General features: G+C 68.6%; 18 protein-coding genes. 3 read left to right on the top strand and 15 right to left on the bottom strand.

Going from position 1 to position 17,298, the window contains the following annotated elements; all coding sequences use genetic code 11:
• Nucleotides 1–148: 148 nt before the first annotated feature.
• The 13 genes from ACORQU_RS00335 to ACORQU_RS00275 form a co-directional block, all read right to left on the bottom strand.
• On the bottom strand, nucleotides 149–586 hold the full coding sequence (locus ACORQU_RS00335) for a hypothetical protein (protein WP_491642737.1): 438 nt from the start codon (nucleotides 584–586) through the stop codon (nucleotides 149–151).
• A gap of 155 nt (nucleotides 587–741) precedes the next feature.
• Entirely contained in the window at nucleotides 742–1,854 is a 1,113-nt protein-coding gene (gene metX, locus ACORQU_RS00330; RefSeq protein WP_491642736.1) for a homoserine O-acetyltransferase MetX, read from the bottom strand.
• Between the two features lie 829 nt (nucleotides 1,855–2,683).
• Nucleotides 2,684–3,691 carry a tetratricopeptide repeat protein gene (locus ACORQU_RS00325; protein ID WP_491642735.1) on the bottom strand — a complete coding sequence of 336 codons (1,008 nt, stop codon included), beginning with the start codon at nucleotides 3,689–3,691 and terminating at the stop codon, nucleotides 2,684–2,686.
• A complete protein-coding gene (locus ACORQU_RS00320) occupies nucleotides 3,691–4,185 on the bottom strand; it encodes a cytochrome c-type biogenesis protein (protein ID WP_491642734.1) in 495 nt (164 codons plus the stop codon). The genes ACORQU_RS00325 and ACORQU_RS00320 overlap by 1 nt, the downstream gene beginning before the upstream one ends.
• A 125-nt stretch (nucleotides 4,186–4,310) precedes the next feature.
• Nucleotides 4,311–4,886, bottom strand: coding sequence for a DsbE family thiol:disulfide interchange protein (locus tag ACORQU_RS00315; protein ID WP_491642733.1), 576 nt, complete (start codon nucleotides 4,884–4,886; stop codon nucleotides 4,311–4,313).
• Nucleotides 4,883–6,802, bottom strand: coding sequence for a heme lyase CcmF/NrfE family subunit (locus ACORQU_RS00310; RefSeq protein WP_491642732.1), 1,920 nt, complete (start codon nucleotides 6,800–6,802; stop codon nucleotides 4,883–4,885). Before ACORQU_RS00310 ends, ACORQU_RS00315 begins: the two co-directional genes overlap by 4 nt.
• A gap of 60 nt (nucleotides 6,803–6,862) precedes the next feature.
• Nucleotides 6,863–7,330: a cytochrome c maturation protein CcmE gene (ccmE, locus tag ACORQU_RS00305; protein WP_491642731.1), complete on the bottom strand. Its 468-nt coding sequence runs from the start codon at nucleotides 7,328–7,330 to the stop codon at nucleotides 6,863–6,865.
• Entirely contained in the window at nucleotides 7,327–7,506 is a 180-nt protein-coding gene (gene ccmD / locus ACORQU_RS00300) for a heme exporter protein CcmD (RefSeq protein ID WP_491642730.1), read from the bottom strand. The genes ccmE and ccmD overlap by 4 nt, the downstream gene beginning before the upstream one ends.
• Entirely contained in the window at nucleotides 7,503–8,261 is a 759-nt protein-coding gene (gene ccmC, locus ACORQU_RS00295; RefSeq protein WP_491642729.1) for a heme ABC transporter permease CcmC, read from the bottom strand. Before ccmC ends, ccmD begins: the two co-directional genes overlap by 4 nt.
• Nucleotides 8,262–8,436: 175 nt before the next feature.
• Entirely contained in the window at nucleotides 8,437–8,883 is a 447-nt protein-coding gene (gene azu / locus ACORQU_RS00290) for an azurin (RefSeq protein ID WP_491642728.1), read from the bottom strand.
• A 225-nt stretch (nucleotides 8,884–9,108) separates the two neighbouring features.
• Complete coding sequence (gene ccmB / locus ACORQU_RS00285; RefSeq protein WP_491642727.1) at nucleotides 9,109–9,792, bottom strand: heme exporter protein CcmB; 684 nt, start codon at nucleotides 9,790–9,792, stop codon at nucleotides 9,109–9,111.
• Between the two features lie 39 nt (nucleotides 9,793–9,831).
• Nucleotides 9,832–10,560, bottom strand: coding sequence for a heme ABC exporter ATP-binding protein CcmA (gene ccmA, locus ACORQU_RS00280; RefSeq protein ID WP_491642726.1), 729 nt, complete (start codon nucleotides 10,558–10,560; stop codon nucleotides 9,832–9,834).
• Nucleotides 10,561–10,601: 41 nt separating this feature from the next.
• Nucleotides 10,602–11,081, bottom strand: a complete 480-nt coding sequence (locus ACORQU_RS00275) for a DUF3293 domain-containing protein (protein WP_491642724.1) — start codon at nucleotides 11,079–11,081, stop codon at nucleotides 10,602–10,604.
• A gap of 171 nt (nucleotides 11,082–11,252) precedes the next feature.
• Here ACORQU_RS00275 and ACORQU_RS00270 point away from each other — a divergent pair, with 171 nt between their 5' ends.
• From ACORQU_RS00270 to hemN, 3 genes are all read left to right on the top strand, one after another.
• The gene (locus tag ACORQU_RS00270) at nucleotides 11,253–12,401 is read left to right on the top strand and encodes a pyridoxal phosphate-dependent aminotransferase (protein WP_491642723.1); all 1,149 of its coding nucleotides are present in this window, start codon (nucleotides 11,253–11,255) and stop codon (nucleotides 12,399–12,401) included.
• Between the two features lie 258 nt (nucleotides 12,402–12,659).
• Nucleotides 12,660–13,463: an amidohydrolase gene (locus tag ACORQU_RS00265; RefSeq protein ID WP_491642722.1), complete on the top strand. Its 804-nt coding sequence runs from the start codon at nucleotides 12,660–12,662 to the stop codon at nucleotides 13,461–13,463.
• Between the two features lie 66 nt (nucleotides 13,464–13,529).
• A complete protein-coding gene (gene hemN / locus ACORQU_RS00260; protein ID WP_491642721.1) occupies nucleotides 13,530–14,939 on the top strand; it encodes an oxygen-independent coproporphyrinogen III oxidase in 1,410 nt (469 codons plus the stop codon).
• 12 nt (nucleotides 14,940–14,951) lie between these two features.
• Here the strand turns inward: hemN and ACORQU_RS00255 are convergent, their stop codons facing one another.
• Together ACORQU_RS00255 and ACORQU_RS00250 are read right to left on the bottom strand one after the other, a co-directional pair.
• Entirely contained in the window at nucleotides 14,952–15,341 is a 390-nt protein-coding gene (locus ACORQU_RS00255) for a hypothetical protein (RefSeq protein ID WP_491642720.1), read from the bottom strand.
• Nucleotides 15,342–15,366: 25 nt separating this feature from the next.
• Nucleotides 15,367–17,241: an ABC transporter ATP-binding protein gene (locus ACORQU_RS00250; protein WP_491642719.1), complete on the bottom strand. Its 1,875-nt coding sequence runs from the start codon at nucleotides 17,239–17,241 to the stop codon at nucleotides 15,367–15,369.
• Between the last annotated feature and the right edge of the window lie 57 nt (nucleotides 17,242–17,298).

Genomic DNA, 17,298 nt, shown 5'->3' with positions numbered 1-17,298 from the left:
CGTGCTCCGGCATGCGGGCAGGGTCACCCGGTCACGCGCCCCGGAGGCGGCAGGCATAGGTCTAGTGAGTGGGCGTGGGTGGAGCGTGTGGTGCTAGTCGATGGCGCAGGGAATGCGCCAGTCGCTGCGGCGAACCTGGACGATGTGCTCAGTGCTCGCTGCCGCTGGTCCAGGCGTGCACCGTGACCGGCGGCACGCCGTCGCGGCCGTCCCAGCGCGCCAGGCTGCCGTAGGTCCGCACGTCCAGGATCTGGCCCGCCTTGCCGAAGCGCATCAGGCAGGTGTCGTCGGCGCTGCAGGATTCGAGCTCGGGCAGGCGGGCGCAGGCCTGTCCGCTTGGCGTGCAGATATGGCCATCCAGCGGCTTCCAGCCCGCCTGCAGCAGGGCGACGCGGGCGCGCGCATAGGGCATGGCCGGTTCCAATGGCACGGCAGGTGCGCCACGCGAGGCCTGCACCGTGGAGGTGGCCGGGACCGGGACGCCCTGTGCCTCAAGCGCGGCCGTGCTGCCCACGGCCGGTGGCTCGACCTGGCAGGCAACGAGCAGCACACAGCCGAGGAGCGGAAGGAGGCGGAAAGCGTTCATGCGATGCGGCAGACGGTCGGACAGAGCCATGGGTGTTCGCGCCCTGAGCGCGCGAGGAAAAGGTGAATCCAGGTAGCCGGATGCCGGCGGCGGCGAGTCTAGCAGCGTCGCGTTAAGAGTCCGCTGGACCCTCGTGCCACCGCACGGTCGGTGGCCTAGAGCCCGTCGAGAAAGCCCCTCACCGCTGGATCGAACCGTCCGAAGTCGACCAGGAACGCGTCATGCCCCTGCGGCGAGGGCAGCGGTACGAACAGGCTCTCGGCACCACCGGCGCGCAGGCCATCGGCGATTTGCTCCTGCTGCTGCAGCGGGAACAGGATGTCGGTGGTCGCCCCGATGGTCATGGCCTTCTCCAGTCGGATCGTGGCCAGCGCCGCCATGACGTCGCCGCCGGCGTATTCGGCCAGGTCGAACCAGTCCATCGAGCGGCTCAGATAGAGATAGCAGTTGGGATCGAACTGGCGCACGAAGCGGCGCGCATGGCCTTCCAGGTAGCTCTCCACCTGGAACTCCAGGCCGAACGGATCCTCGTCCGGGCGATCGGATTCCAGCCGCACCCGGCCGAAGCGGCCGTCCCATTCCAGCGCCGAACGATAGGTGATCACGCCGAGCTTGCGTGCCATGCGCATGCCGCTTTCCGGATAGGCCTCATCGGTGTAGTCGCCGCCGTTCCACAGCGGGTCCAGCCGGATGGCCTCGCGCTGCAGCGAGCGGATCGCGATGGAAAACGGCAGGGCCTGCGCGCTGCCGGAGATGTTGATGTGGCTGCGGGCGATGCCCGGGTTGGCGTGCAGCAGCGCCAGTGCGGTCATGCCGCCCATGGAGTTGCCGATCACGCAAGCCAGCCGCTCGATCCCTAGTGCGCGCACGACGTCCAGCGCCGCGGCCGCGCCGTCTTCGATCGACAGGTCGGGGAAGGCCAGGCGATAGGGAACCTCGCTGCCGGGCATCGGCGAGGCTGGCCCGGTCGAGCCCTTGCAGCTGCCCAGCGAATTGACGCAGATCACGAACCAGCGATCGGTATCGATGGCCTTGCCCGGGCCGAGCATCGACTCCCACCAGCCCGGCGCCGGGTTGTCCGCATTGGCGGCGGCGTGGGCATCGGGCGACAGCCCGGTGACGATGAGGATGGCATTGTTGCGGGCCTGCGACAGCGTGCCCCAGGTCTCGTAGGCGACACGGGCATCTTGCAGTGCGCCGCCGCGCTTCATTGGAAAGGGCGAGGGCAGGGCGTGCCAGCGCGAGCCGGGCGGGATGAATTCGGTCATCTGCGCAGTTTAGCCCGTGGCGAAATCATGGCGGTCGTATCGGGCTGTGCTCAGGCGGCAACGCAGCGTGCTGCGCTGGGAATGGCTTGGGATTCGTCTTGTTGGGGGCGGAATTTCCTTTCGAGCAAAAGCGTTCATGCCGCTTCGCGGCCCGACCTAGCTTTCTTGCTCGTGCAAGAACGCCAGGCAAAGAACACGCCTCCGGGCGGCATGCCCTCGCGTTGCGAGGGTTCGCTGCGTGCCGAGGCATTTTCCGAAGGGACATCCTGTCCCTTCGGAAAATGCTGCACATCCTTGTGCAGCGCCCTGCGGCTCTAGTCCTCGGCCCTCCGCCGTGCCTCACGGAGGGAGTAAGGGCAGAAGAAAAGACAAGAGCAACGTCCCTGGATGACCAGACATTCGTCTGTTGTAAAGCGCTTCGCGCGTTCGCGGGGATGACGCGTTAGGGTCTTTGTGCGGGCTGTTACCACGCACTAGCTTTTGATTTTGCTTTTGCTGTTGTTTGAGGCAGTTGCGCTTCCGCTTTCCTGTCTGAGCCGTAAAGCGAGCCGAGCATCGGAGAAGAAGACGGCCGAAGAGTCGCCCTGTTTGAGCGTAGCGAGTTTGGGCGACGTGCCGTCTTCTTCGAGAAGCGCAGGGGACCGCCGCGCAGCGGCGGCGAGTGTTTTCAATCCCCTTTTTGGGACCGGCGAGTAGCGGTTTTGCCTTCTTTTGCCGCGACAAAAGAAGGTCGCGCCCGTAGGCGCGAAAGCCTTTGCTTCAAGGTAAAAAAGACCGCGGCGCGGGGAAGCAAGGCATGGCGCGTGATGTTCGCGAATGAAGCCGCGCCTTACGGCTTGGCGCCGATCACCAGTTTCACTGGATCCTTGGCCGGCAGCGTGACGCGGACCGGGGCCGACTCCAGGTCGCCCTCGCTGCGCATGGCATCCCCGCTGCTGGAGATGCGGGCGATCAGCTCGACATCCTTCAGCGCTGAGAGCGTCTGGGTCGGCATCGGGCTGTCGGCATCGCTCAAGGTGATGTCCAGCGGCAGCTCCTGCAGGGTGTGCTTCTGCACCGCGACCGGCATCGGCGCACCGTTGGTCGCGCGGGCGATGACGAAAACCGTGGCGTCACCGCGCAGGCGGACGCGGGCGGCGAAATCCGGATCCAGCGCAACCTGGACGCGCAGCGCATTGGCGGGTGTCGACGAAGCGGGAACATCGGCCAGGGCCGGCTCGCCGGCCTCGGTGCGAGCCGCATTGATCTGCTCCAGCAGGCTCTTGGCCGTGGCCGCGTCGACCTGGGCCAGCAGCGGCGTCCAGGTGTCCGCCGCCTTGGCCGGCTGGTTGCGCTGGCGCTGGGCCACGCCGAGGAACCAGCGCGCGCGCTGCTGGGTGGGATCCACCTGCAGGGCGTGCTCGAGCATGGACACGGCGGTGTCGTCCAGGCGCCGGTTGGGATCGGCCAAGCTGCGGGCCTGGGCGGCTTCGACCAGGGCGCCGGGATCGTCGGGCAGCAGCTTGGCCGCGCGCTCGAAGGCGTCGCGGGCCTCAGTGGCCTTGCCCTGCGAGGCCAGGGCGCGTCCGAGCAGCTGCCAGCCTTCCGCTGCCTGTGGATCACGCTGCAGTTGGTCCTTGAGTTGGGTGATGGCGCCGTCCAGGGTCACTGGTGCCTGCGTGGCCTGCGGCTGCAGCGCCTGCGGGGTGCCGACGATGCGGTACAGGGCAAAGGCGCACAGGCCCAGGGCGACCAGCAGGCCGCTGGCGGTCCTGGGCGCGCCGCGCCACAGCGGCCACAGCGCGCTGCCCAGCACCAGCAGGCCGATGAGCACGGCGGCGATCACGAATCCGGTCATCACCACTCCTGCCCGTCGTCGGGCATCGGGACCTGGCGTCCACTGCGCCAGCGCACCACGCGCCACACCACCAGCGCGCCGCCGACCAGCAGCAGGGCCGGGCCGAACCACAGCAGCCAGGTGCTGCGCTCGACCTGCGGGCGGTACAGGACGAACTCGCCATAGCGGTCCACCAGGTAAGCCTTGATCTGGTCGTCGCTCTGGCCGGCATTCATCAGGGTGAGGACTTCGCGGCGCAGGTCATGGGCGATCTGCGCATTGGAATCGGCCAGCGACTGGTTCTGGCACATCACGCAGCGCAGCTCGTGGGTCAGTGCGTTGAAGCGCGTCTCCTGCACGGCGTCCTTGAACTGCAGGGGCGTCGGGTCGCTGACCTGGGCCAGCGCGGCGCACGACACCAGCAGCAGGCAGGTGCACAGGGCCAGACGCAGCCAACGCAGCGCCCAGTGTTCCCGTAGAGCGGAGCTTGCTCCGCTGCTTTCCGGCCAGCGCATTGCCCGGCGTTGTTGTAGAGCGGAGCTTGCTCCGCTGCTTTTCGCTCCGCTGCGTTCCGGACGGAGCGTGGAGGAAAGCCCCAGCGGAGCGAGCTCCGCTCTACGGGGCGCTTGGGAACCGGCGCTCATCGCGAGGCCTCCGCCGCGGCCAGGGCCGGCAGCAGCTCGCGCTCGATCAGGGCCTCATCCAGCGGGCCGACATGCTTCCAGCGGATGATGCCGTCGGCGTCGACCAGGAAGGTCTCCGGCGCGCCGTAGATGCCCCAGTTGAGCGAGGCCTTGCCCTGGACGTCGGTCACCACGGTCTCGTAGGGATTCCCGAACTGCTGCAGCCAGCGCAGGGCGTCGGCAGGCTCGTCCTTGAGGTCGTAGCCGATCACGCGGACCTTGCCGCTCCTGGCGAAGGCGCTGATCACCGGATGCTCGACGCGGCATTCCGGGCACCAGCTGCCCCAGACGTTGAGCAGGTAGGGCTTGCCGCGCAGGGTGGCGAAATCGAGCGACTTGTCGGGCTCGTGCAGCAGCGGCAGCACCGTAGCCGGCGCCGGTTTGCCGATCAGCGCCGAAGGTAGCGCCTGCCGGTCGGGACGGTCCGAGCGCTTGACCGCGACCAGCAGCAGCGCGAAGACAGCCAACAGGCACACCACGCCGATCACCAGCGCAGGCCGCGACACGCCGCGACGTTCGGGTGCTGCGCTCATGCGCGGGCCTCCTGGCGGCGGCGGAAGCGGCGGTCGGTGGCGCTGACCAAGCCACCCAACGCCATCAGCACCGCGCCGGCCCAGATCCAGCGCACCATCGGCTTGATCTGGACGCGCACCGCCCAGGCCCCATCGCCCAGTGATTCGCCCAGTGCGACGTAGACATCGCCCAGCACGCCGGGACGCACCGCCGACTCGGTCATGACCTGGCCACCGCTGGCGTAGGCGCGCTTCTCCGGATGCAGGGTCTGCAGCGCCTGTCCGGCCTTGCTCAGCTGCAAGGTGCCGTAGTCGGCGGTGTAGTTGGGTCCACGGGTTTCTTCGACGCCCTCGAACGTGAAGCCATAGTGGCCGATCTCCAGGGTCTGTCCGGGCCGCATGGCGACCTCGCGTTGCACGTTGAGCGCTTCCACCAGCAGCGCGCCGACCAGGAACACCGCCAACCCGAAGTGGGCCAGGCTCATGCCCAGCATCTCGGCGGTCATGCGTCCCTGCGCGCGCAGGCGCTGCCACACGAAGCGCAGCGTGCCGCCGGCCACCCACAGCGCACCGGCGATGCCGGCGGCGGTCTTCCACTGGCCCTGCGGCGCCAGGAAATAGGCGATGCCGCCACCGACCACGGCCACGACCGCCCACGGCGCCAGCAGCGCGGTGACGCGCGAGGCCTGCTCGCGCTGCCACTTGAACAACGGGCCGAACGGCAGCAGCAGCACCAGCGGCGTCATCAGCAGCACGAACAGCAGGCTGAAGTAGGGCGGCCCGACCGAGATCTTGCCCAGGTCCAGCGCGTCTGCCAGCAGCGGATAGAGGGTGCCCAGCGCGACCATGGCGCAGGCGCAGCCCAGCAGCACGTTGTTGGCCAGCAGCAGCGTCTCGCGCGAGCTGGCCGCGAACGGCGCGCCGTCGGCGACCTGCGGCGCGCGCAAGGCATACAGCAGCAGCGAACCGCCCACCACGAGCCCTAAGAAGATCAGGACGAACAGGCCCCGGGTGGGATCGGCAGCAAAGGCGTGCACGCTGGTCAGCACGCCCGAGCGCACCAGGAAGGTCCCCAGCAGCGACAGCGAGAACGCGGCGATGGCCAGCAGCAGGGTCCAGCCGCGGAAACTTCCGCGTTTCTCGGTCACCGCCTGCGAATGCAGCAGGGCCGCGCCGGCCAGCCACGGCATGAAGCTGGCGTTTTCCACCGGGTCCCAGAACCACCAGCCGCCCCAGCCCAGCTCCGAATACGCCCACCAGCTGCCCAGGGTGATACCGCCGGTCAGGAATGCCCAGGCCACGTTGGTCCACGGGCGGGTCCAGCGCAGCCAGCGCGCATCGACCTCGCCGTCCAGCAGCGCGGCGATGGCGAAGGCGAACGGCACCGAGAACCCGACGTAGCCCAGGTACAGCATCGGCGGATGGATGATCATCCCCGGGTCCTGCAGCAGCGGATTGAGGTCGCGGCCTTCCGGCGCGGCCGGCAGCAGGCGCGCGAACGGGTCGGAGGTGAAGATCAGGAAGGACAGGAAGCCCACGCTCACCAGGCCCATCACCCCCAGCACGCGGGCGATCACCCGCTCGGGCAGGGTCTGGGAGAACAGCGCGACCGCCGCGGTCCACAGTGCCAGCACCAGCGCCCACAGCAGCAGCGAGCCCTCGTGCGAGCCCCACACCGCGGTGTAGCGGTAGACCAGCGGCAGCAGCGAGTTGGAGTTCTCGGCCACGTAGCGCACCGAGAAGTCCTGGGTGACGAAAGACACCGTCAGCACCGCGAACGCCAGGCCCACGGCCACCAGTTGGGCCAGCGCCGCCGGGCGGGCCACGCCCATCAGCGCGGCATGCCCCTTGTGCGCTCCGGCCAGCGGCAGGGCGGCCTGCAGCACTGCCACCAGCAGGGCCAGGATCAGGGCGAGTTGCCCGAGTTCAGGCAGCACGGCTTTGCCTCGCGATCAGGGGGGAGCGCCTCGCGCCCGCGAGGCCCGGACATGCCCGCATCAGGGTGCGTCCGCGGCGACGGTGGGCGCCTGCACGTCGTGCTTGAGGTGCGCCTTGGCCATCTTGTCGGCCACTTCCTTTGGCATGTAGGTCTCGTCGTGCTTGGCGAGCACCTCGGTGGCCACGAAATGGCCGCCCTGCATCGAGCCGGTGGCGATCACCGCCTGATCCTCGCGGAACAGGTCCGGCAGGATCCCGGTGTACAGGACCGGCAGCTGTGCATCGCCATCGGTGACGCTGAAATGCGCTTCCATCGAGCCCTGCGCGCGCTTGAACGAGCCGCGCTCGACCATGCCGCCCAGGCGGAAGCGCGCCTGCTGGCCGGCCTGGCCCTTGAGCACCTCGGACGGGGTGTAGAGGTAGGCCACATTGCGCTGCAGGGCCATGGCCACCAGCGTGGTGGCGATGGCGGCGGCGGCCACCAGGACCAGGACCAGCAACAAGCGACGGCGCCGGACCGGATTCATCGCGCCAACTCGGTATCGGTGGCGGCCGTGGCCGCGCGACGCTGGCGCTGGCGGCTGCCGCGCAGGCGCGCGGCTCGCAGCAGGCGGCGGATCTGCAGCCGTGGGACGACGAAGTCCCAGGCCAGCACGAGCGCAAACACCGCGTAGGCGGCGATGACGTAGTGCAGGTAGGTCATGCGCGCTCCTCGGCCAGGCGGGCGACCCAGTCCTTGCCCGATTCGCGGCGTAGGTTGTCCGCGCGCGCGCGCGACAGCAGCGAGCCGGCGAACCAGCACTTGGTCGCCAGGACCATGATCCACAGCGGCGTGATCATGCTGGCATCCATGTGCGACTTGCCGAACAGGTTGATCGTCTGGCCCTGGTGCAGCGAGTTCCACCACACCACCGAGTAGCGGATCACCGGCAGCAGGGCGACCCCGACGATGGCCAGCAGTCCTGCAGCGCGCGCGGCGGCGCGACGGTCCTCGATGGCGCCGTACAGGCCCATCACGCCCAGGTACAGGAACAGCAGGATCAGCTCGGTGGTCAGGCGCGGGTCCCAGTCCCACCAGGTGCCCCACATCGGTTTGCCCCAGATCGAACCGGTGAGCAGGGTGATCAGCGTGAACGCAGCCCCGATCGGCGCGCAGGCCATGGCCAGGATCTCGCACAGCTTGATCCGCCACACCAGGGCAATGGCCGCGTACAGCGCCATCAGGCCGAACACGAACAGGCTCATCCAGGCACTGGGCACGTGGATGTAGAGAATGCGGAAGCTATCCCCCTGCTGGTAGTCGGCCGGTACCACGAACAGCGCCTGCCACAGTCCGAGCGCCATCAGCAGCACGCCGGCCAGATAGCACCATGGCGTCCAGCGCGCGGCGAACCGGTCGAAGATGGGTGGAGACCCCAGTCGGTGGAACCACAGCACCACCGCATTCTTGTTGGACATCGCAAGCTGCTCGCTTTATCGGAGGAGCCGCATCCGGGGGCGGGGGCGGAGCGCGGCACGAACCGTCACGCACGTCGGCGTGGCTGGCATCCGCTGTATCTTTTCAGAAAGCACGCTGCCACGCCAATGCATGGCGCGGCAGCGGTTGACGCGACGAGATCGCGCGGGTGCAGGCTTACTTGAGCGTCAGGGTGCCCTTCATCAGGGACGAGTGCCCCGGGAAGCTGCAGAAGAACGAATACGGCGCGCCGGTGATCTTGGTCACCGGGAACGTGAGCGAGGTCTTCTCGCCGCCGCCGATCACCTTGCTGTGGGCGACCACGCGGGCATCGCCGGCCTTGACGTAGTCGTTGGCCAGGCCTGCGCCCATGCCCTCGCTGGCCACCGCCGAGATGTCGGCGGTCTTCGCGATCACCACGTTGTGGCCCATGATGTTCTTGGCCAGCTTGCCCGGATGGCTGAAGTTGATGGTGAACTCCTTGCAGCTCTTGGGCACGTCGATGTTGGTCTTGTCGAACTTCATCGCGTCATCGCCGGCCAGGTCGGCCGAACAGGTCGCGGCCTGGGCGGCCAGCGGCGCCGACAGCAGCAGGGTCATCGCGATCAGGATCTTGCGCAGCATGTGGATCTCCGGAAAAAAACACGTGGGTTGAGTCAGACACCCCCAATCCTGGCAGAGCCGGACACGTTTGTGCGCATCCGGCGCGCGCCAACGTCGCTGAATGCCAGACGGCCGCGCGCGCGGACCAGGGGCATCACCCGCTGTGACTTGGCCTGTCGCCAAGGCCAGGGGACGCGTTTGCAGGGGTTGCGTCGGCCGCCTCAGACCAAGGTCTAACGCCGCCGATCAGTTCAGGGCGATGCGGATCGCGGCAGCGGCGGCGAGCGGTGCCAGCACCGTGGCGATCACCAGGCCGGCCGCCAGCAGCAGCAAGGCGCCGTCCACGGGCAGACCCTGCGCACTGGCGGCCACGCTGCCGGCCCCGAACACCAGCACCGGGACGTAGAGCGGCAGCGCCAGCAGCGCCAGCAGGATGCCGGCCCGGCGCATGCCCACCGTCAATGCCGCCACGACCGCGCCGAGCAGGCTCAGCAGTGGCGTGCCCAGCAGCAGGGACGCCATCAACACCGGCAATTGCCCGTGCGGCAACTGCATCAGTTCGGCCAACAGCGGGGTCACGATGATCAGCGGCAGCGCGGTAGTCAGCCAGTGGCTGAACACACGCACGGTGACCAGCCAGGCTAGGGGGACCGGCGCCAGGATCCACTGCTCCAGCGAGCCATCCTCGGCGTCGCCGCGGAACAGCGTATCCAGCGCCAGCAGTCCGGCCAGCAGGACCGCCAGCCACAGCACGCCGCCGGCGACCTGGGCCAGCAGCTTGGGGCTGCCTCCCAACGAGAGCGCGAACAGGATCACCACCAGCAGGGCGAACAGCGCCGGCTGCAGGGCGTCGCCGCGGCGACGCCACATCAGGCGCAGGTCGCGCACGAGCAGGGCGCGCGCCACGCCGGGCAGGGTCGGAAGACTCATGCGGCGACTCCAGCAAGCTCAGCGATGCCGACCATGGCGCTACGCCTTCGCCTCTTGATGCCCTGGCCTCGCCATCCGTGGCTGAGCGCCCGCCGTCGCGTCCGACGCCGATTGGGCATCGGCAAAGCGCGCCGGCTCACCCATGTCCAGCAGGCGGGTGCGCACCGGCGGCGCCGCATAGGCGCCATGGGTGGTGACCAGGGCCGCGCCACCGCCGCGCAGGTGGGCGTCGACCATCCGGTTGACCAGGGTGATGCCGTCCAGATCCAGGTTGGCGTAGGGCTCGTCCAGCAGCCACAGCGGCGCGGGCGAAAGCCACATGCGGGCCAGCGACAGGCGTTTCTTCTGCCCGGCCGAGAGCTGCCGGGCCGGAGTGTCCTCGTAGCCGGCTAGCCCGGTCATGGCCATGGCGGCGGTCGGCTCCGGCGTCTGCCGGCGTCCGTGCAGGCCGCACAGGAATTCCAGGTTCTCCAATGCGCCCAGATCGCCTTTCAGCGCGGGCAGGTGACCCAGGTAAGCCAGCGCATGGGCGCGTCCCTGCACGTCGGCTGGCTTGCCTTCCAGGGTGATGGTGCCGGCATCGGCCCGCAGCAGGCCGGCCAGCACGCGCAGCAGGGTGGTCTTGCCGACCCCGTTGCCGCCCTGGACCAGCAGCGCCTCGCCAGCGTCGACCTGGAAATCGAGCGGGCCGAACACGGGGTCCTCGTTACGGCTGAAACACAGTCCCTGCACCGACAGCAGGGGGGGGCGGGAAGCGGGGGCGGTCATCGCGCGCATTGTAGGGGCGCCCGCGCACCTGAATGACCCGATCAGCCGATCCAGTCGGTGAACGCGTCCTCTGCGCAGTCGTGCGGGCGGGGGTGCTGCATGCGCAGCCGGACCGCTTCGCCCGCGCGCCAGTAGACCGTGCTGGCCTGGCCGAACTGGCGCGCCAGCGCATCGGCGGCCTCCGCTGCGATATCCAGCACCAGCCACCCTTGCTCGGCGGCCTCCCCCGGGGCGTTGCAGCCCAAGGCGCGATGCATGGACAGGCCGGTGGCGCGCAGGTGCTGCTCCAGGATGTCGCCCGCGTCCAGATTGCCCTGGCCAGCGGGGACGCGGGAGTGCGGATTCCAGGCGGTGATGAACTGGTAACTGGAGCCGCCCAGCTCGCGCTCGATCTCAGCGGCGCACTGGCCGACCTGGAACAACCATTCCCGGCGACCGGCCACGGCAAAATAGTGCGCACAGGCATACCGCCGCGCCAACTGGCCCAGCGACAGCTGCCCTGGATCTTCTTCCCCTATCATGGCGCGATCATGGCGTGGGCGTGTCAGCGCTGCCATCGTCCGAAGGTCGAGCGGTCCTGGGTGGCGACCGGCGGCTGCGCGGGTCCAGCGAGGTCATGGATTGACCGGTGTGCGCGGTGGCATTGCGTACACTTGCCGGCCACCCCACGAACTGGCCCGGACCCCGGATCGATGCAGCCGCAGACCAAGTTGCCCCGCGTGGGCACGACCATTTTCACCGTGATGTCCCAACTGGCCGCCGAGCACGGTGCGGTCAATCTGGGCCAGGGCTTTCCGGATTTCCCGGTGCCGCAGCGGCTGGTGGACGAGCTGGACAAGGCCATGCGCGCCGGCCACAACCAGTACCCGCCGATGACCGGCGTGGCCCCGCTGCGCCAGGCCATCGCCGCCAAGGTGTTGCGCTGCTACGGCGCTCAGGTCAATCCGGACACCGAGATCACCGTGACCAGCGGCGCCACCGAGGCGTTGTTCAACGCCATCCATGCGGTGGTGCGCCCGGGCGAGGAGGTGATCGTGCTCGACCCGGCCTACGACAGCTACGAACCTGCGATCGAGCTGGCCGGCGCCCGCGCGGTGCACGTGGCGCTGGACCCGCAGACCTTCGCGGTGGACTGGGACAAGGTGCGCGCGGCGATCACTCCGGCCACGCGCCTGATCATGATCAACAGCCCGCACAATCCGTCGGGGGCGATGCTGGGCCAGGCCGACCTGGAAGCGCTGACCAGCATCCTGGAAGGCACCGACATCTTCCTGGTCTCCGACGAGGTCTACGAGCACATCGTGTTCGACGGTCGCGTGCATGAATCGATCCTGCGCTGGCCGGAGCTGGCCCGGCGCGCCTTCGTGGTGTCCAGCTTCGGCAAGACCTACCACTGCACCGGTTGGAAGATCGGCTACGCGATCGCCCCGCCGGCGCTGACGGCGGAATTCCGCAAGGTGCACCAGTACAACACCTTCACCAGTTTCGCCCCGGCCCAGCACGCCTTCGCCGCGATGCTCCAGGCCGAGCCGGAGCACGACGAGCAGCTGGGCGCGTTCTACCAGGCCAAGCGCGACCGCTTCGCCGAGCAGCTGCGGACCACCCAGCTCAAGCCGTTGCCGGTCCCGGGCGGGTATTTCCAGCTGGTCGACTACTCGGCGGTCAGCGACCTGCCGGACATCGAATTCGTGAAGTGGCTGACCGTCGAGCACGGCGTCACTGCGATCCCGCTCTCGCCGTTCTACGAAACCCCGCCGGCCGGCCAGCGCCTGGCGCGCCTGTGCTTCGCCAAGAACGCCGCCACGCTGGACGCGGCGATCGAACGATTGAAGTTGCTGTAATGGCGCGGATGGGTTGGTTCGGCTGGTTCCGGACCCTTGTAGCGCCGAGTTTGCTCGGCTGGATCCGGAAATTTGTAGCGCCGAGCTTGCTCGGCTGGCGCTCTGCCGGGGAAGCCTCAGCCGAGCAAGCTCGGCTCTACAGGGATGTCGGGAAAGCTTCAGCCGAGCAAGCTCGGCGCTACGGGAGCGGTCGCCGGGTAAGGACGGCGTTTGGGAACGGAGCGGGCACCGCTTTCTGGCTATGAGGAGGAGATCACGATGCAGGATCTGAGAATCGCCCTGGTCCAGGGCGCGACCCGCTGGCACGACCCGGCCGGCAACCGCAGCCACTACGGCGAGCTGATCGCGCCGACCGCGGGCCATGCCGATCTGGTGATCCTGCCCGAAACCTTCACCAGCGGGTTCTCCAACGACGCCATCGACAAGGCCGAGGGCATGGATGGGCCGACCGTGGCCTGGATCATCGAGCAGGCGGTGGTCTTGAATGCCGCCGTCACCGGCAGCGTGCAGCTGCGGACCGAGGATGGCGTGTTCAACCGCCTGCTGTGGGCCACGCCGGACGGCGCACTGGCCTACTACGACAAGCGCCACCTGTTCCGCTACGCAGGCGAGCACAAGCGCTACGCGCCGGGGCGCGAGCGACTGAGCGTGGAGTGGAAGGGCTGGAGGATCAATCCGCAGGTCTGCTACGACCTACGCTTCCCGGTGTTCTGCCGCAACCGGTTCGATGTCGAGCGCCCCGGGCAGTTGGACTTCGATCTGCAGCTGTTCGTGGCGAACTGGCCGGCGCCGCGCCGCTATCCGTGGCAGACGCTGCTGCGCGCCCGCGCCATCGAGAACCTGTGCGTGGTCGCCGCGGTCAACCGTGTCGGAACCGATGGCAACGGGCTGGAGTATGCGGGCGACAGCGTCGTGCTCGATGCGCTGGGCCAGCCGCTGGCCGAGGCCGATGCGTCCGAGGGCGTGACCTATGCGGCGGTCTCGGCCGAGGCCCTGCGCGCGCATCGGGAGCACTTCCCGGCGATGCTGGATGCCGATCGCTTCGAGCTGATCGATCGGTAATTCCGTGCGCGGGCCGCTTTGATCCAGGTCAAGGCGGCCGGTCCCGCAGGCGGCGAGGATGGCCGCATGACGACTTCACTCCCGCGGCCAGGCGACTGGTCCTTCGATGCCGAGCTGCTGCGCCGCCATGGCGTCAACGGACCGCGCTATACCTCCTATCCCAGCGCGCTGCAGTTCAACGAGGACTTCGGGCCGGCGCAGTTCGCCGAGCAGGCGCGGCTGAGCAACGTCGGCCAGTACTCGCGGCAGCTGTCGCTGTACGTGCATGTGCCGTTCTGCGCCAGTCCGTGCTTCTACTGCGGCTGCAACCGGGTGATCACCCGCAGCCCGGTCGCCGGCGGACGTTACGTAGACTTCCTGGAGCGCGAGATCGCCCGGGCGGGCGCGTTGTTCGAGCCGGGGCGCGAGGTGGTGCAGCTGCATTTCGGCGGGGGCACGCCCAACTTCCTCGATGGTCCACAGCTGGCCCGGGTCGTGGCCTGCCTGCGGCAGCACTTCCACTTCAGCCAGGCGCAGGACCGCGACATCTCCATCGAGCTGGACCCGCGCACGACCACGCCGGCCCACGTCGCCGCGCTGGCAGAAGCCGGTTTCACCCGCGCCAGCCTTGGCGTGCAGGACCTTTCCGTGCAGGTGCAGGAGGCCATCAACCGCGTGCAGAGCTTCGAGCAGACCTACGCGGTGGTGGCGGCCTGTCGCGCCTACGGGCTGCAGTCGATCAACCTGGACCTGGTCTACGGCCTGCCGTACCAGACGCTGGAGGGCTTCGCCCATACCCTGGACCAGACCCTGGCCCTGCGACCGGACCGGCTGGCGGTCTACGGATACGCGCATATGCCGTCGGTATTCAAGGCGCAGCGGCAGATCCCCGAGGACGCGCTGCCCGATGCCGAAGGTCGGCTGGCGCTGCTGGAACTGGCCGTGCAGCGCCTACGTGCGGCCGGCTACGACTACATCGGCCTGGACCATTTTGCGCTGCCCGGCGATGCGCTGGCCCAGGCGCTGCGCACCGGCAGCCTGCATCGCAACTTCATGGGCTATACCACCCATGCGCAGACCGACCTGCTGGGCTTTGGCGTCAGCGCCATCAGCCATGTCGGGGACAGCTACAGCCAGAACCATCGCGATTTGCGGCAGTGGGAGGCGGCGCTGGAGCAGGAGCGCTTGCCGATCATGCGCGGCGTGCTGCTGGACGAGGACGACACCATCCGCGCCGACGTCATCCAGCAGCTGATGTGCGGCGGCCGGGTCGAACCGGAGCAGATCGAACGTGCCTGGAGCATCCGTTTCCAGGAGTACTTCCGCGATGAGATCCATGCGCTGGCGCCGCTGGTCCAGGACGGGCTGGTCCGGGTCGAGCCGGACCTGATCGAGGTCACGCCGCGTGGGCGCGGCCTGCTGCGGCTGGTGGCGATGCGCTTCGACCGCTACTTGGCCGGCGGGCACCTGCGGGGGCGGCACTCACGCGCGGTCTAAGCCGGCGCTGGCTCAGGGGGTGAAGCTCAGCTCGTAGGAGACGTAGAACGGCGAGCGCGCCGGCACCAGCAGGATGCGACCGCGCAGGAACTTCTCCATGCAGATCGACAGCGGCGTGGTGCCCTGCCGCCAGGTGTGTTCGATGCGGCCCTGCGCGTCGAGCTGGGCGACCACCACGAAGGGGCTGGTGTCCGGCTGGGGCGTGGCGCAGGCCTTGACGCCGGCTTCCAGCGTCTCGGCCTGGGTGCTGCGCATCGCCTCGGCCACGTCCTCCGGCAGCGAGGCTTCGTCGCGGTCGGCCAGGGCCTTGGCTTGGGTGTAGTTGATCGGCGTCTGAGCGCTGGCACTCAGGCTGGCACCGCAGAGCAGGGCGGCGAGTAGGATGGCGATGGCGTGGCGCATGGTCTCCTCCTGGTGACGGCAACGTTCAACGATAGCCGGCGGCCTGCAGTTCGAACAATTCCGCGTAGCGGCCCCCTTCGGCCAGCAGGCTTTCGTGGGTGCCGCTGGCCTCCAGCCGGCCCAGGTGCAGCACCAGGATGCGGTCGGCCATGCGCACCGAGGAAAATCGATGCGAGATCAGCACCGCGGTGCGTTGCTCGGACAGCTCGCGGAAGCGTTGGAACACCTCGAATTCGCTGCGCGCATCCAGCGCGGCGGTGGGCTCGTCCAGGATCATCACCTGGGCCTGGCGCATGTAGGCGCGGGCGATGGCGATCTTCTGCCACTGCCCGCCGGACAGGTCCACGCCGGTCTTGAAGCGGCGCCCGATCAGTTGGTCGTAGCCGGCCGGCAAGCCTTCGATCACCTGGTCGGCCAACGCGCTGTGGGCGGCGGCGCGAATGCGCAGGGCATCGTCCATGGCTTCGATGCGGCCCACCCCGATGTTCTCGCCGGCGGTCAGGTAGTAGCGCACGAAGTCCTGGAAGATCACCCCGACGTTGGCGCGCAACGCATCCAGGTCGTACTCGCGCAGGTCGCGCCCGTCCAGCAGGATGCGGCCTTCGTCCGGGTCGTACAGGCGCGCCAGCAGCTTGACCAGGGTGGTCTTGCCGGCGCCGTTTTCGCCGACCAGCGCCAGCACTTCGCCGACCCTCAGCTCGAAATCCAGGTGCCGCACCGCCCAGTATTCGGCATCCGGATAGCGGAAGCCAACGTTCTCGAACACAAAACCCTGGCGGATCGGCTGCGGGAAGGGGAGCGGGTCGGCGGGGGAGGTGATCTCCGGCTGCACCGCGAAGAACGAGAACAGGTCGTCCAGGTACAGCGCCTGGCCTGCGACTTGCGAAAAGCCCACCAGCAGGCCTTCCAGCAGCTGGCGCAGGCGCAGGAAGCTACCGGCCAGGAAGGTCAGGTCGCCGATCGAGAAATCCCCGGTCACCGTGCGCCAGGCGATGTAGGCGTAGGCGGCGTAGTAGCCCAGCGAGCCCAGCGCGGCCAGCGCCGTCCCCCAGATGGCACGCCGCTTGGCCAGCACGCGGTTGGCCAGGAACAGCTGCTGGGCCAGCGCGCGGTAGCGCTCGATCAGGAAGCGATGGAGGTTGAAGATCTTCACCTCCTTGGCCGTCTCCACGCTGGCGCCGGTCTGGCGCACGTATTCCAGCTGGCGGCGCTCGGGCGTCCACTGGAAGTTGAGCGAGTAGCCCAGCGCGTTGAAATGCGCTTCGCCGACGAAGGCCGGCACGAGCGCCACGATCAGCAGCGCGATCAGCCACGGCGCGTAGGCGAGCAGGCCAACGCCGAAGCTCACCACGGTGATGGCGTCCTGGACCTGGCCGAACAGCTGGCTGAGCAGGTTCATGCGGCCCATGGTCTGGCGCCGCGCGCGGTCCAGCTTGTCCTGCAGCTCCGGGTCTTCGAAGTCCTCCAGGTCCAGCGTGGCGGCGTGTTCCATCAGCCGGATGCTGGTGGCGTTGGTGAACAGCTCCGACAGCAGCGTATCGGCATAGCTGATCAGCCGGCCCAGCAGGTCCGAGCCGATCGCCAAGGCGAATTCCAGCGCCAGCAGTTCGAGCAACCGGGTCAGTTGGCCGCTGGCCAGGGCCTGGCCCAGCGAATCGAACTGCAGCCCCAGGCCGACCAGGCGCACGGCCTCGTCGATGATCAGCTTGCCCACGTACAGCGTGGCGACGGGCACCAGGGCGCGGATCAGGCGCAGCCCCAAGCTGCCGACGGTCAGCCACGGGCTGGTGGACCAGACCATGCGCAGGAAAGGCGGCAGGTTGCGCATGGCGTCGAAACGCTCGCGCAAGCTGGGTTGTTTTGAGGTGCGCGGCGGTGCGGCGTGAGGCGAGGGCGGCATGGCGCCCATTGTCGCCCGGGCGTGATCAGGATGGTGCGATCATCGTGCTTGGCCGTG

This window comes from Pseudoxanthomonas sp. JC1303 (assembly GCF_058448525.1).
This window is presented reverse-complemented; position numbering and strand designations above follow the sequence as displayed.